General features: G+C 48.2%; 14 protein-coding genes (1 of these 14 only partly in view). 3 read left to right on the forward strand and 11 right to left on the reverse strand.

Annotation, left to right across the window (positions count from 1 at the left end; translation table 11 throughout):
* The 11 genes from ACQW03_RS09400 to ACQW03_RS09450 all read right to left on the reverse strand — a co-directional run.
* On the reverse strand, positions 1-428 hold the 5' end (the start) of the coding sequence (locus ACQW03_RS09400) for an FAD-dependent oxidoreductase (protein WP_441949423.1). Its footprint begins 1,183 nt before the window's first position; only the first 428 of its 1,611 coding nucleotides appear in the window; its start codon is at positions 426-428; its stop codon lies beyond the left edge, outside the window.
* Positions 429-453: 25 nt separating this feature from the next.
* Positions 454-1,416, reverse strand: a complete 963-nt coding sequence (locus ACQW03_RS09405; protein ID WP_441949425.1) for an ROK family protein — start codon at positions 1,414-1,416, stop codon at positions 454-456.
* Positions 1,417-1,545: 129 nt separating this feature from the next.
* Positions 1,546-2,385: a MurR/RpiR family transcriptional regulator gene (locus ACQW03_RS09410; RefSeq protein WP_076293884.1), complete on the reverse strand. Its 840-nt coding sequence runs from the start codon at positions 2,383-2,385 to the stop codon at positions 1,546-1,548.
* Positions 2,363-3,082, reverse strand: coding sequence for an N-acetylmannosamine-6-phosphate 2-epimerase (locus ACQW03_RS09415; protein WP_068938318.1), 720 nt, complete (start codon positions 3,080-3,082; stop codon positions 2,363-2,365). Before ACQW03_RS09415 ends, ACQW03_RS09410 begins: the two co-directional genes overlap by 23 nt.
* Positions 3,083-3,087: 5 nt before the next feature.
* Entirely contained in the window at positions 3,088-4,629 is a 1,542-nt protein-coding gene (locus ACQW03_RS09420; protein WP_441949428.1) for a DUF4127 family protein, read from the reverse strand.
* A 97-nt stretch (positions 4,630-4,726) separates the two neighbouring features.
* On the reverse strand, positions 4,727-6,553 hold the full coding sequence (locus ACQW03_RS09425; RefSeq protein WP_071639229.1) for a protein O-GlcNAcase: 1,827 nt from the start codon (positions 6,551-6,553) through the stop codon (positions 4,727-4,729).
* Between the two features lie 50 nt (positions 6,554-6,603).
* Positions 6,604-7,494: a carbohydrate ABC transporter permease gene (locus ACQW03_RS09430; RefSeq protein WP_076293880.1), complete on the reverse strand. Its 891-nt coding sequence runs from the start codon at positions 7,492-7,494 to the stop codon at positions 6,604-6,606.
* Positions 7,494-8,375, reverse strand: a complete 882-nt coding sequence (locus ACQW03_RS09435) for a carbohydrate ABC transporter permease (protein WP_071639225.1) — start codon at positions 8,373-8,375, stop codon at positions 7,494-7,496. The genes ACQW03_RS09430 and ACQW03_RS09435 overlap by 1 nt, the downstream gene beginning before the upstream one ends.
* 63 nt (positions 8,376-8,438) lie before the next feature.
* Positions 8,439-9,713 (reverse strand): ABC transporter substrate-binding protein, encoded by a 1,275-nt coding sequence (locus tag ACQW03_RS09440; RefSeq protein ID WP_025721754.1) that lies wholly within the window; start codon positions 9,711-9,713, stop codon positions 8,439-8,441.
* A gap of 183 nt (positions 9,714-9,896) precedes the next feature.
* Positions 9,897-10,463, reverse strand: a complete 567-nt coding sequence (locus ACQW03_RS09445) for a DUF420 domain-containing protein (protein WP_420538170.1) — start codon at positions 10,461-10,463, stop codon at positions 9,897-9,899.
* 289 nt (positions 10,464-10,752) lie between these two features.
* Complete coding sequence (locus tag ACQW03_RS09450) at positions 10,753-11,028, reverse strand: GNAT family N-acetyltransferase (protein WP_013308402.1); 276 nt, start codon at positions 11,026-11,028, stop codon at positions 10,753-10,755.
* A gap of 315 nt (positions 11,029-11,343) precedes the next feature.
* On the opposite strand from ACQW03_RS09450, the gene ACQW03_RS09455 reads away from it, so the two are divergent.
* The 3 genes from ACQW03_RS09455 to ACQW03_RS09465 all read left to right on the forward strand — a co-directional run bounded on the left by ACQW03_RS09455 (position 11,344) and on the right by ACQW03_RS09465 (position 13,868).
* Positions 11,344-12,306 carry an ATP-dependent DNA ligase gene (locus ACQW03_RS09455; protein WP_076293879.1) on the forward strand — a complete coding sequence of 321 codons (963 nt, stop codon included), beginning with the start codon at positions 11,344-11,346 and terminating at the stop codon, positions 12,304-12,306.
* A gap of 111 nt (positions 12,307-12,417) precedes the next feature.
* On the forward strand, positions 12,418-12,960 hold the full coding sequence (locus ACQW03_RS09460) for a MarR family winged helix-turn-helix transcriptional regulator (RefSeq protein WP_023986644.1): 543 nt from the start codon (positions 12,418-12,420) through the stop codon (positions 12,958-12,960).
* Positions 12,945-13,868, forward strand: coding sequence for an alpha/beta hydrolase (locus ACQW03_RS09465; protein ID WP_441949431.1), 924 nt, complete (start codon positions 12,945-12,947; stop codon positions 13,866-13,868). The genes ACQW03_RS09460 and ACQW03_RS09465 overlap by 16 nt, the downstream gene beginning before the upstream one ends.
* Positions 13,869-13,922 lie beyond the last annotated feature (54 nt).

The following is a 13,922-nucleotide window of genomic DNA, read 5'->3' on the forward strand; positions in this document are numbered from 1 at the left end:
TCCGTCTGAACGGCAATAGGCACGGTGTGATAGTATACATGAACACGCCCCGTATTCAAATAGGGAGCGAGCATATCTTCAAGCACCCGCAGAGCTACCCGTGGTTCATGGGCCAGACGGCTTACCCAACCGTTCCCAGGGTTAAGAATGGGATTATTCCGTGCTTCTTCGGTTAACGGATAGTTCTGACGGTAATAGTCACGCACACGATTACGGAACTCACGGTATGTTGATGTGCAGCCAAATTGTTCGATCCATCGATGCTCATCTGGGGGAACCGCCTGTGAAGTTAACTGCCCCCCTAACCAATCCGTCTCCTCCGTCACGATGACTCTCATGCCAGCCTTCGCCGCCGCAAGAGCTGCCGATGTCCCCCCCAGACCTCCGCCAATCACAACAATGTCGGTATCAAGCCGTTTTTGCGTCATGGTTCGTTCCCCTTTCATTCTTGTACTAGGACTCGGTCATTTCAAATGCAAGCCGTGCAGCGCCGATGATTCCAGCGCGATTGCCCAACAATGCCCGACTTACTTCCGTTTGAACTCCAAGTTGGTGCAGATGCTTTTCCAGCATGGGCCACCAGACCTCTCCCGCGTCCGCTACTCCTCCACCTACAATGATCACCTCAGGATCAAGAGGCACCGAGATATTAGATAGAAGCACAGCTAAATCTGCGGTGTAATCATCCAGCACCTGGATTGCTTCCTGGTTACCGTAAGCGGCCTCTTTCACAATCTCGTTCCCTGAGCGGTACAATTTACCGACGTGTTCCCTACCTCGACGTAACAGGGCGCTCCCCGATACATATTGCTCGGCGCACCCTTTTTTTCCACAATTGCAGGGATGTCCCCCCGGGAATAAAATACTGTGCCCCCAATCACCGCCGCTCCAATGAGCCCCTCTGCACAAGAGGCCATTTTCCATATATGCACCTCCGACACCTGTTCCCAACGTGAGCATCACCAAGCGTCGCTTGCCCTTCCCCGCTCCCTGCCACGCTTCTCCAAGTAAAGCGGCGTTCGCATCATTATCAGCAACCGCTCGTAAAGCCAGTTTTTCTCTAGCCCACGTTACTAAGGATGTACCTTGCCAGCCAGGTAGGTTATCTGTGGCATACACAACTTCGCCGCTCTCCACATTTACTCGGCCAGCAGTAGCAATACCTAGAGCGCCTACATCTATATGAGCACCGATGCTGGTATCTCCAAAAGAACGCAACAGTCCGAGCACAGATTCTGACACCCGCGACAACACCCATTCACGTCCACGGGAAGCGTCCGTATCCAGCCGGATTTCATCAAGCACCGATCCGTCCCGTGCCACTATGGCGGCCTTCACCGATGTGCCCCCAATGTCGATTCCAATGACTCTGTTCACGGCAGCTGCCACCACACCAACCTCCTTGTTGCCCCTCATAAAAGCTTACTAGCTCTTTGTACAAACCTTCTATTAATAGCAATACATGAAATACCCATTCATAAGCACCACAAACACAAGTCATTGAACTGTCGGAGCGCACAGTTTTCAATCCACAACTGAAAAATCTCAATAACTTCGTTCAATAACCGCCCTCGCTGTTTTTTCCTTCATCTGTTTGCTGTGACTCGTGTGCTTGCGAGCAAGCCCTTCGCAGATGAGGTCAATCACGAATAGTTGTGAGATTTTAGCGCCGATTGAACCACCTTCTATCGGGGCTTCCTTGCCTGCGGTCAGTAACACGATATCAGCAATGGAGGTAATGGGTGATTTCGCATAATTCGTAATTGCGATAACAGTTGCACCGTTTTGCTTGGCTTTGTGCAGCATATCGTTCGTATCCAGCGTACTTCCTGATACACTGATGCCGATAGCGACATCACCCGGGTTCATGGACACCGCCATCATCGACTGAATATGTCCGTCTGCCACTGCCTCGGCGCGGCGCCCAATCCGTAAGAAACGATTTTTAGCATCCTGCGCGGAAATTCCCGAAGCGCCTACGCCGAAAAATTGAACATAGCCCGCTTGATCGAGACACGCAATCGCACGACCAAGCTCTGAATGGTCCAGCAGTCCCATACTGGAGTGCAAAATATCGAGCATGTTGTGATACACCGTACGCGTAATATCTTGTTCGTCATCTGGGTCGATATTCTCCTCGCCCATATCGGTTTTACGATAAGTCTGGTTTTGTGCCAGGGACAGTCGGAAATCCTGATAACCTTTGAAACCAATTTTCCGACAAAAGCGCATCACCGTCGTTTCGCCTGTACCTGCAAAATCCGCCAGCTCCGTCACGGAGAAATATATGATATCTGCGGGATGCTCCAGTACGCACAAGGCGACTTTCTGCTCCGATTTCGTTAATGAAGGATAATACGTGTTAATTCGGTCGTTCATCTCCATAGATGCATTTCACTGCCTTCCTTGCGGCATCGGCAAACCGCTGCGTAATCAATTGGGGTCTGGTAATCGCCGAGCCTACAACCACTGCATGTGCTCCCATTCGGAATGCTTCCTCAACCTGCGCTGGATCATAGATTTTGCCCTCTGCAATTAAAGGAACAGGAACCAGTTCCGACGCTCTCCGAACCAGCTCCAGATCAGGACCCTCAATCTGAGTAGAGTACGGCGTATACCCGGATAACGTGGTGGATACGCAGTCTGCGCCAAGGGAGGCCGCATGAAGCGCCTCCTCCAGTGTCGATATGTCTGCCATGGAAGTGACTCCCTGCTCATGGGCATAATCTAGGAGCCTCTTCAGCTTGCATCCCGCTGGGCGCGGTCGTAATGTGGCATCCAGCGCAATGATATCCGCGCCTGCCTCCACCAGTTCCTCCATTTCACGAAGGGTAGGCGTAATGTAAATATCAGAATCATCATAATCCCGCTTAATCAAGCCAATCACTGGTAGAGAAATCGCCTGTTTAATCGCACGTACATCCGATGCGCCATTGGCGCGAATCGCTACAGCTCCACCTTGCTGTGCGGCACGCGCCATTTTGACCATAGAATCTGCTCCATGTAACGGTTCGCCTGGTAGCGCCTGACAGGATACGATCAGTCCGTGCTGAACTTTGGATAATACACCTTCCATTCCCATAGGAATCACCCTCTCTTCTCGGCATGATGCCGTACGGTTAATCCGACTTCAAAGGTGCGGTTCCACGGCATGTAGCAATCTGTAATTTCCACGCGGTCTTCCGGCCCGTTCACATATTCATTGAGCGCCTGCTCCAGCCGTCCGCGAATAACCGCAGCTACCGAGCCTCTCGGTCCATCGAGCATAAACTTGGTAAAACCCATCTGCTCCACAATTCCGTTATTCATAGCCGTACGTACCACAGCGCAATAACAGGCATCCTCGGCGTAGCGCAGCGACAGAAAATCCAAATGTTCCTCCGTAGAGCCATAGTGGGTATACAGCATGGACTGGGCAATGACGGTGCCCAGCGTGTTAGAACTGGTATTCCAGCCTGCATAACCTGCCAGCTTAAAAAGCAGTCCTTTTTGCTTTAATAGTCTAAGTAGCTTGAGATCTGCGCCGTTGGCGTAGCCCACATCAGCAACTGCAACATTTTGGCCTGCATATTGCAGCATATAAGAACCGTACTCAACCAGCTCTACTACATTCCGATGTACATCATATCCGGTCATTGCACGCTGCTGGGATGAAGCCTCTGCCATCGTGTCACCGGGTGTGTTAGCCAACAAAATCAAATCAGCCTCCGTTGCTGAGGAAGCTATCAGCCCACCTGCCGCCATAATCTGATATTTTAAGGTTTCGTAAAAATAGCGATCTTCAAAAAGCGGAACTACGAATGCCCCCTGCAAAGCAGACAATCGGGGATACACCAGTGGGACTACATTATTCATCTTGTTAACCCAACGAGCTAGCAACGTACAACCCACTTCATCTGCCCCCGGGTACATGTATACATTCAAATCCAGCCCAAGCTCAGAAATACGACTTCTTAGCCGCTGCTGATCTTTGGCGGTATAGCCGTAGGGAGCCGAATCATCCTGTGGGATAATCATAAAATCAATGATACCTTCTGCTACGAGATCCAGTGCAACTTCATTAGCCTCCAAATTCACATGGCGACGCCCCAGGTAATCATCCAGTATTTCCATTGGCAAACGCTCGTTAATATCAGTTAATTCGAGCAACTCTTCTGCGGTAGCGATCCCCAGCTCCTGACGATGCTCAATGAAGCCCTTTCGGAATATCTCACGCCCCCAATCGGCATAGTAATCCGGTTCTTCATCAGCCAAAGAGTATTGTGGACAACGCATAATTAGTTGAAATGCATACAGAGTCAGTTGCGGATATAGTTGCTTTAGCCTGCGAAGCCGATTCACTCTATCTCTGACCTGCTCGCTCGACATACCGTGTAGTCGAGAAGGGACGATTCCTCCGTACAGCAACGTATCCATCGCCACAATGGCTCCATCAGCAGTAGCCGCGCGTTCTTCGAGCCATGCCCATAGTCTGGTCGTATCGCCAGGGGTTTTCTTTTGTCCCATCCATTCTAATGGGGGTCGCTCCATTTCCAAGTCGGTGCCCTGTGCCAGTAAATAAGGAAATTGATAATTACAGGGCCGCTCATCCAGCGGTATAAAAAGTAATCGGGTGTTTGACTTCAACATACGTTCCACCTCTCCTGAAAATTACCGTTATCCTAACGGCAAATGATTATTTTCAGGGCAGCTATGCTGCCTTGGTTTCTTAATCCAACGCAAAAACTCACAAGATCAGTCGATATTTGCCTTGTTCGTCCTGATCGACATAACCCCACTGCGCGGCAGCACGGATCGCCGGATTGCTACCCAGCCGAGCCTCCGCTTCTAAGCAAGCAGTGATACCGCGTCGCAGTTCTCCTGCGATTTCGTCCGTCAGAGGCGACGGCTCTTGCCCGTCAACTGCTTCGCTCGGCATGCTGCTTCCCCTTGAATGTGCATCGTCCTGTCGCTCGCCACTGAGCGCAGCTTGGCGCAGCACATGCCACAGGCCTGCGTCCAGCTCGGCACGTTCCAGCCACGGCGCGGCCTGGGACACGAAACCTGCCGCCGGATCATCGGCAGGCACGTTCCGTAGGACGCTCACCGCCTGAAGCAGCCGCTCAAAGTATATATCCAGCGCAGGGATATCGCGCATTTGCAAAGCAAGATCCACGTCCTCATACGCGCTGCCGCCCAGTCGGCTGTTCCTGTTTTGACGACAGAAAAACATCAGTTCATCCGCACGCTCTCCCGCTAACTCTCGCGCAGCCCGTTCCCAAGATAGCTCAGGCATATACCGTTCACTGTTCCACATATAGTGGGACATCGTAATGAGCGTCACTTTGGAGCATTCCCACTGATTCATCGGGTTGGCCACCATACCGGTATGTCCGCAGTCTGGTAGCCCGGAATACCGTCCGCGCAGCGGATCAAGGAATAACCGATCATGGTCACAATCATTCACCGGGATGTTATCCCACAGCCACAGCTCATGCCCGAAGAATGCATGATTATCGGCGGCGTGCTCTCGACTAATCTGTGGGGCAAAAACAAAGTACCCCGTCCAGAACACCTTAATCTCCGGATGCAGCCGCTCACGGAAATCCTTTTTGTATTCGGTATCCCAATACGACCAATATTCCGAGGGACAGACTGTCAGTGTAAACTCAGGCAGCCGTTCAGCCAGCCATGTGTGAACCTTGTTCGTCAAAAAGACATGAGCGTGACCCGACCGGCCCAGCAAATGTCGATTTTCCCCTTTGAGTACATAATCAATATCATCCATTAATACAGAAAAATGACGTACGCCAATCGCAATCACGGCCGCCAGCTTTTCCGTCAATTTAAGGAAATCTTCATCGCTGCCAAAGCTTAGGTCGTTCCCTGGACTGATACAATAATGAAAATCAATCTCATGCCGTTCGCAGGCTTCCTTCAATTCGCGGATCTGGGCAAACGTATCCTCAGGGTACGGCTCTCTCCATAGCTCACGATGATATGGATCATCCTTGGGGGCATACATGAACGTGTTCATCCGATGCGCAGCCATAAAACGGACGGCATCCAGCCGATCCGCGAAACTCCACGGTTTCCCATAGAAGCCTTCAATAATTCCTCTGACCGGAAAGGAAGGCTCATCCCGAATAGACATCACTGGCAGAGTACATCGCTCCTGTTCCACCTGAAGCAGGGGATGCAGGGCATCCATGCCGTATTTGAGCCCTCTTTTATTGGAAGCATGGATTTCAATCCGCCCGTCCTTCTGAATGTCCAACCGATATCCGTCTGCAGCAAGCGTTCCGTCATATTCGAGCACCAACTGTACGCTTCCCCGTGTTTCAGTCGGTACACCCGGTCCTGGAGGCACAATGAGCTTGATCGGTCCCTCTGGGTCCAGCACACCTTCATACTCCTGATTCATTGCAAAGCGAGAGGACAGTTCACAGATCAGACGCGGTTCGGAGATAACCAGCCTTTCCCCGCTGTCATACACATCACGAAAATAATATTGAATCTCCTGCGGTGTTAGCCCTACATCTGAATGAGACCCCATTCCTTTGGACAATTTCATCGCAATCGTCTCCTTCCATTCACAGGCTCTTCGTAGCCGTGACTACTGGCTTATCCTTTTACCGCTCCCGCCAGGCCTTCCATATAGTAGCGCTGTGTAAACAGGAACAATATAATGATCGGCAGTACCGAAATCATTGTGCCTGCAGCGATCCAGCCGAAGTTATAGGCAAATTGACCGTTGAGATACGTGAGCGCAGCTGCCAGCGGATATAGCTCCGTATCATTCAAAATAACGATAGGCCATAGAAAGCTGTTCCAGAACGACATCGCCTCCAACAGAGAAATTACAGCGAGCGCCGGCTTGACCAGCGGAAGCACCAGCTGCCACCAAATTCGAAACTCCGAAGCGCCGTCCATTTTACCGGAATCACGCACATCGGTGGGAATATGAATAAACGTCTGTCGCATTAGAAAAATGTTGAACACGGAGACTGCCCCGGGCAACACCACACCCAAATATGTATTGCCCAGATGGAGCCCTTGAATGGTCAGATAATGCACAATAAATGCGGTGTAGGAAGGAATAATCATCGTGGCAATCAGCAGCGTAAATACCAGATTTTTACCCTTAAAACGAAATACAGCCAAGGGATATCCCGTCAGACTGGCGAGTACCACATTGAGCACAACGCCTAACACCGTAATGATGACCGTATTCAGCATATACTTTGGAAAATTCATGAACTGCCACACCTGAACATAGTTGTCGAAATCAATAAAGGTCGGAAAAATAGCGGGCGGCGTTGAAAAAATGTTACGACCTGGCATGAGGGATACGCTGAGCAGCCATAGGAACGGTCCCATTAAAAAGAGGGCGAGTAGCACTAGAAGCACGTAGATGACCGTCATTCTCAGCATTCGAGCAAGACTGCGCATGATGCGGCTGCTTTCCTTTTTAGGAAGAGATGAGCGTAGCAATTTGTCATCCTTTAGATTCATCAATAGGGATTGACACCACCTTTCCTATTGAATCGGAATACGATAATACTAAGTACGGCAATCATTGCACCGACAATTAAGCCAAGCGCTGAAGCATATCCAAAATTGAACTGCTCCATGCCCTTTTGAAAAATATACAAGCTGGATGTCAACGTGGCCGTTCCCGGTCCACCCTTGGTTAGTACATACACTTCATCAAATACACGAATAGCTGACATGAGCGATATAAGGGTACAGAACAGAACGTAGGGTCTCAGCAGTGGAAGAGTAATATGGACAATCAGACGCCATCGGCTTGCTCCGTCGACTCTAGCGGCTTCGTACAGATCTTGAGGAATATTTTGTAATCCAGCCAGATAGAGCATCATATAATACCCGAGTCCCTTCCACATTGTGATGAACATCAGTACATACAAGGCCAAGTTGCTGTCCGATAACCAGTGTATGTCTTTGCTAATCAAGCCGACCTGCATGAGCAAGTAGTTCACTACGCTGTTATTGCCCAACAGCCAGCTCCAAATTAAGGCTACCGCTACCATCGAAGTTACAACAGGGATGTAGTAGGTCGTACGAAATATTTTAATTCCCGGGATACGGCTATTCACAAGCACGGCCATCAGGATGGAGAAAATTTGGAGAAAGGGGACAATGAGCACGTACAACAATGAGTTCCAAATTGAAATAAGAAAGTTACGGTCCTTAAACGCCGCTTCAAAATTATCCAAGCCGACAAAATGGGTATCTGATATGACAGAGTAGTCTGTCAATGCCAGCGGGATGCTGTAAATAATAGGCCAAAATACAAAGACGGCAAGCAATAACAGTCCTGGCGTCATAAAGGCCCAGGCCGTAAAGGACTCCGACCTTAACCATTTGATCATGCTGCATCACCACCTGATTTTGATAAATGAACAGGGGAGTATTCATTTACTCCCCTGTCAAACCTATTGCTTTAAAATATCGTTCACTTCCTGCTCCAGGGCAGTAAGCGTCTGCTTCGTATCCGTGCCGTTCAATACAATATTTTGCAAAGCTCGCGCGATGGCACTGTTCACATCTTTGGCATTAGGCACACCGACCATATAATCTGTCGCCTTATCCAAGCTTTGCGCGGATACTACCTTGGCTTGTGCTTCTAATGATTTGTCAGACTGAGTAAAATATGGATCTTTAATGGAGTCTTTCGTGGAAGGTAGTGTATTCGCCGCTTTAGAAAAAGCTGTTTGACTCTCTGCGTTTGTCAAGAAAACAGCAAATTTCACTGCTTCGTCCACATGTGCAGACTTAGCAGGTACAACCAGGTCCATGGAGTTGGAGAGCCGCACATCAGCTTTACCGGTTGGGACAGGAACAGCAATTGTGTTCTTATAAACATCCGGCGCTGCCGTTTTGATAAAATTGATGAACGTTGGGCCTGCCAGCTCGAAAGCAACCTGCTCGCCGGCATAATATTTCACTTGTTGTGAGAAGTCAGCGTCTTCCTTGAGCACAACGCCATCTTCCATCTGTTTTTTTAGATTATCAATCATGGTGACTGCTTCTGGTGTATTGAACGCCGCTGCTGTCTTTTCTTTATTTAGAATGGGAATGCCGTCCACAGCGAAAAGTTTGGATACAAGCTGCTGCGCATAGCCTGCTTTGCCAATTTTTCTATTGATCTGACGGCCCCACTCAGACAATTCCTCCCGGGTTTTGGGCGGATGAGCAGGGTCCAATCCGGCGGCTTTGACCAGCTTTGTATTCATGTAAAGCACTTCTGTACCGGTATACCAGGGTAGCGCATAAGCTTTACCGTTAATGACTGTGGAATTATAAATACCCTCGAAATAAGCAGCTTTTTCCTCGGGCGACAAATGCTCATTCATATCAACAACAGCACCCTTGGAGCCCATTTGGCTAGCAAATTCTGTATTGAGATTGACTACATCCGGACTGCTGTTGCTAGCGATACTTGTCAACAGCTTGTTGGTTACTGCGTCATAGGGGTAATCCTTCCAGTCAATTTTGACATTGGGGTTCTTCTGCTCATAATCGGCAATCACCCGATTGAAATACGGGGTAAATGTAGGTTGTAGTGCAATGGTCCAAAATTGCAGTGTTACTTTCCCTCCGTCAACCTTTTCCGACTTTGATCCTCCACCACCGCAGCTGCTCAGCAGTACAACCAGCGCCAGCATAGATACAAGCAACCGTAACCTGCCTTTCGCTTTCTTTGTCACATGGTGACCCCCTTGTTCTTAGTTGATTAAGGCAAATTATAGCAGAAATACCGCTAAAGAAGGAACGTTTTTTCAATAAAATAAATTTAGAAGGAATAATTTTTCTTTTATTGGATACAAAAAAGACGCCTCTTCAGCAGAGACGCCATTTTCTTAAATCAACCCGCAAAGGGTTCACAACTATTAATAGTATGGGGCCATGAAAACGTACACCAGTACCCCGGTCAAGCTCACATATAGCCAAATTGGCATCGTCCAGCGCGCAATCTTACGATGTTTTGCTACCTGCATCGTCCATCCCCATACAACCGTGAACAGTGCCAGCGGGACAATAATCGCAGCCAGTATGCTATGCGAAATCAACAGCGTAAAGTAGATCGGCCGAAGGATACCCACACCACCATATTTTGCAGTTTCCGGCGAAATGTAGTGAAAGGTCAGATAGGAAAATAAAAATAAAACGGTACTGGCGAAGGCCAGCAAAACAAAGGTTTTATGAACCTTAATGTTCTTTTTGAAAATAGCAACCAGTGCAGCCACCAGGAAAATAAATGTGAAGCTGTTAAAAATCGCATTCAGCCTTGGGAAAATAGTGAGATCAAAACTCACACTACCCTGGTATCCGATCGGCGAAAAGAACAGCAGCAAAATAATCACGTTGGCTATAATGGAAACGGTGATAATCAAGGCTGTAAAATTACGATTGCTCGTTGGAACGTACTGCTTGTCCTCACTCGCTTTATTCATCATGAGCGTCTCCTTCGTTAAATTCAGGTTTTCGTTACTGTTGTAGTCATAACCATAATATATTATATAGAACTCATAGACAGCCTGTGAAGTGACAACAGTATGAACAATTTCACAGCCATCTGTCAGAAAATATGCTTCAACATTTAAAAATAGCCCTTTACTTCCCTATATCAACGGTAGAATGCATTGATTTTACAAGCTTTATGCACACAAAAAACACCGGGAAGGTCTGATTACCCGCTCCGGTGTTGTGTCGGTTATGCATTTAAGCAGCCTCGATGATCCATATTCATTGCTGCCATACGTCACTGTACTCCTGATGGCGCTTGAACAGCGCAAGCGCGTACGAGCAAGCAGGGATAACCTTTTTATGCTGATTCCTTGCCATGTCAACCACTCTGTCGATGAGCTCCTTGCCGATTTTTTGACCCCGTAACTGCTCGGATACAAATGTATGGTCAATGACCAATGAGTGGTCATCTATGGATTTATAGCCTACTTCTGCAACTACCTGTCCATCATCCACCATGACTACTGCATGGTCCTCCTCGCGAATTTGTCTCATGAAACCAATCTCCTTTCTGACTGAAGAAAATCCCGTTACAACTCCATGCTAACGAATTACTGCAATCACTTCATGCCGACGCTAGATATCCTTATCATTCCCCTATTTAGGAATTAGCGAAACATCACATACGAGGATTTTGCAAAAATCCCATAAGCGACTTCCAATGAACAAGATATAGATCGAAATGGTTTAGTTCGTCTATATCTTGTACTTCGGAGCGACTGGAATCGAATTTTGCAAAATCCTGATACATAAAATAAGATCTATCGTCGACACTATATTTATTCCAATTAGGGCAAGGGAGGTGCTGCGTTGCCTACAGAAATAAAACCTGTCATCCCGTTTGAGCCGGAACTGAGCGAAAAAGTACCTGTAGATCCGGGCCTTTGGCGTTACGAAATAAAATGGGACGGTACGAGAATTATGACGTATCACGACCAGGGCGGTACGCGTCTGTTCAACCGCAAGCAGCATGAACGAACGCTTTTATACCCGGAGCTTGCTCTCTTCCCCTCCTACTGTAAGGCTGATTCGGTCATATTGGACGGGGAAATGATCGCACTCGGTGCCGACGGTAAGCCATCGTTCCATGAAATTATGCGACGGGATCTGATTCGTCGGACGGATCGAATTCAGTCAGCCTATGAAGCTGTACCCGCTACTTACATGTTGTTTGATATTGTTTATCTGAACGGGGAGTGGGTTCATCTTAAACCGTTACAGGAAAGGCTTAAGCTGCTGCATCAGATCATCATACCGAATGAACGGATTCAACTGGCTCCCGCTCATCCTGATGGACAAGCTCTATTTCAGGTCATGTGCAGCCAAGGAATGGAAGGCATTGTTTGTAAAAAGCTGGATAGTCCGTACACATTGGGCGGAAAGGACGGACGATGGCTCAAGGTCAAAAATTATGGCGATATTATTGCCGTTATCGGTGGCTATACCCTAAACGGAGGCATTATCAATGCTGTGTTGCTGGGCCAATATGATAAACAAGGAATGCTGCGCTATATCGGGCATGTGGGGACGGGTAAGCTGACTCGGGAAGCTTGGCGTCAGCTTACCGAGCGCCTGCTGCCACATACCATATCGGAGCGACCTTTTAACAATAAACCGGATCGGCATCAGGACGCATTTTGGGTGCAACCCATGTATACCGCCAAGGTTCAATATAGTGAGTGGCGGTGGCAAGAAGGACGTACTCTGCGTCAGCCCTCCATACAAGCCTTTGTGAATCAGGGCCTCGATCAGTGTATCGGCCCCTGGATGTGACGTTTTACAGATATATTTTTAAAAAAATGCGGAACAAAGTTTGTATAAATCATTGCAACCAGTGGTTAATTAAATTACAGTTAACTAATTAACTACATCGAGGTGGATCGCATGTTCTTTTTTTTGGACTCCGAAATTCGTCAACTGGCCTATAATCTCTTTCCAGGTGGCAATAAACCGATTGGTGTTTTGGTAGATTTATTTTCCATAACGTATGAAATACGTAAAAACATGGAAAAACGTTCGCGTGAATTTGGTCTCTCCTACGGGCAATATATCGCGCTTTGTGTACTTTCGGCGCAAAGAGATGAAATGTCGTCTCCTTCTGCTTTGGCTGAAAAGATGGGGGTAAGCCGAGCAGCTATCAGTTCTATGGTTATTTCTCTCGAACAAGAGGGTTTCATTAATAAATATGACGATCCCAATGACAAGCGGGGAGTGTTCGTGTCCCTGAACGATAAAGGAAGAAGTAAAATTCAACAGATGGACCCCTTTTTCGTAGGGCTGGCTTCACGTCTGATGTCAGACTTTAGTGAGTCGGAAATCTGTCAGTTCCAAACCTATTTGTCACGCGTACGTTCTGCGTTTGAAGATGTCAAAGGTTCGCGTCTAACCGACTCCAGAGAGGAGAGAGAAAAATGGTGCGAAGACTGAGACAAAAACTGTTCGTCAAACTTGCCCGCATATCGGCTGGCAGAATGGTAGCTGCGTCCGATTTCAAACCTTCGCGTTCTCCCAAAGTACATCGGAAAGAAAGGATCATTCCCACCTCTGTTGGTGACTCCAGGGTGATTGTATATGAACCTTCTCACCGGTCTGCTGATCCACTCCCTGTATTTGTAAATTTCCATGGCAGCGGCTTTGTAATGGGCAGCGCCGAAATGGATGATCCCTGGTGTCCGGTCATTGCTGAACGTGCGAATTGCGTCGTCGTTAATGTCGATTATCGCTTGGCCCCGGAGTATAAATTCCCTATCCCGCTACAGGAAAGCTATGATGTGGCCCAATGGTTGTACAAGCATCCTGATGTGCTCAACGTAGATCCTCAATGCATTGCGGTCGGGGGACACAGTGCAGGTGGTAATCTAGCGGCAGCGCTGTGTCTTATGGCCCGGGATCGCAAGGAATTTCCGATTGTATATCAGGTACTGGATTACCCACCATTAGATATTGCTACAGATCCCAAATTGAAGCCCCAATTCGAGAAAGCGATTCCGCCACGAGTAGCAAAAATCTTTAATGAAAGTTATCTGCACTCACCAGATGAGGCGCGGAATCCGTTAGTTTCCCCCCTTTTTGCAGAATCACTACATAATCTTCCTCCTGCTCTGATCATAACCGCAGAGTTGGACTCCTTGGCTGACGAAGCCGAGTTGTACGCTAAGCGGCTGATTGAAGCGGATGTGCCCGTGACGTATAAAAAATACATGGGTGCCGCACATGCATTTACCCATAGCGGCGATCTCGCTGTAGCTGAAAATGCCTGGCACCTGATGAGCGATCAGTTGAAATTGGCATTTGAATTCCACATCGGAGACGTTCTAGTAGAACTGAAGAAATAAAAATAAGCCTCCTGCTTCCACTGCCATTATGCAGGGGTACAGGAGGCTTATTTT

The sequence above is a fragment of the Paenibacillus sp. DRB1-1 genome, from assembly GCF_052119485.1.
GTDB lineage: Bacteria > Bacillota > Bacilli > Paenibacillales > Paenibacillaceae > Paenibacillus > Paenibacillus polymyxa_B.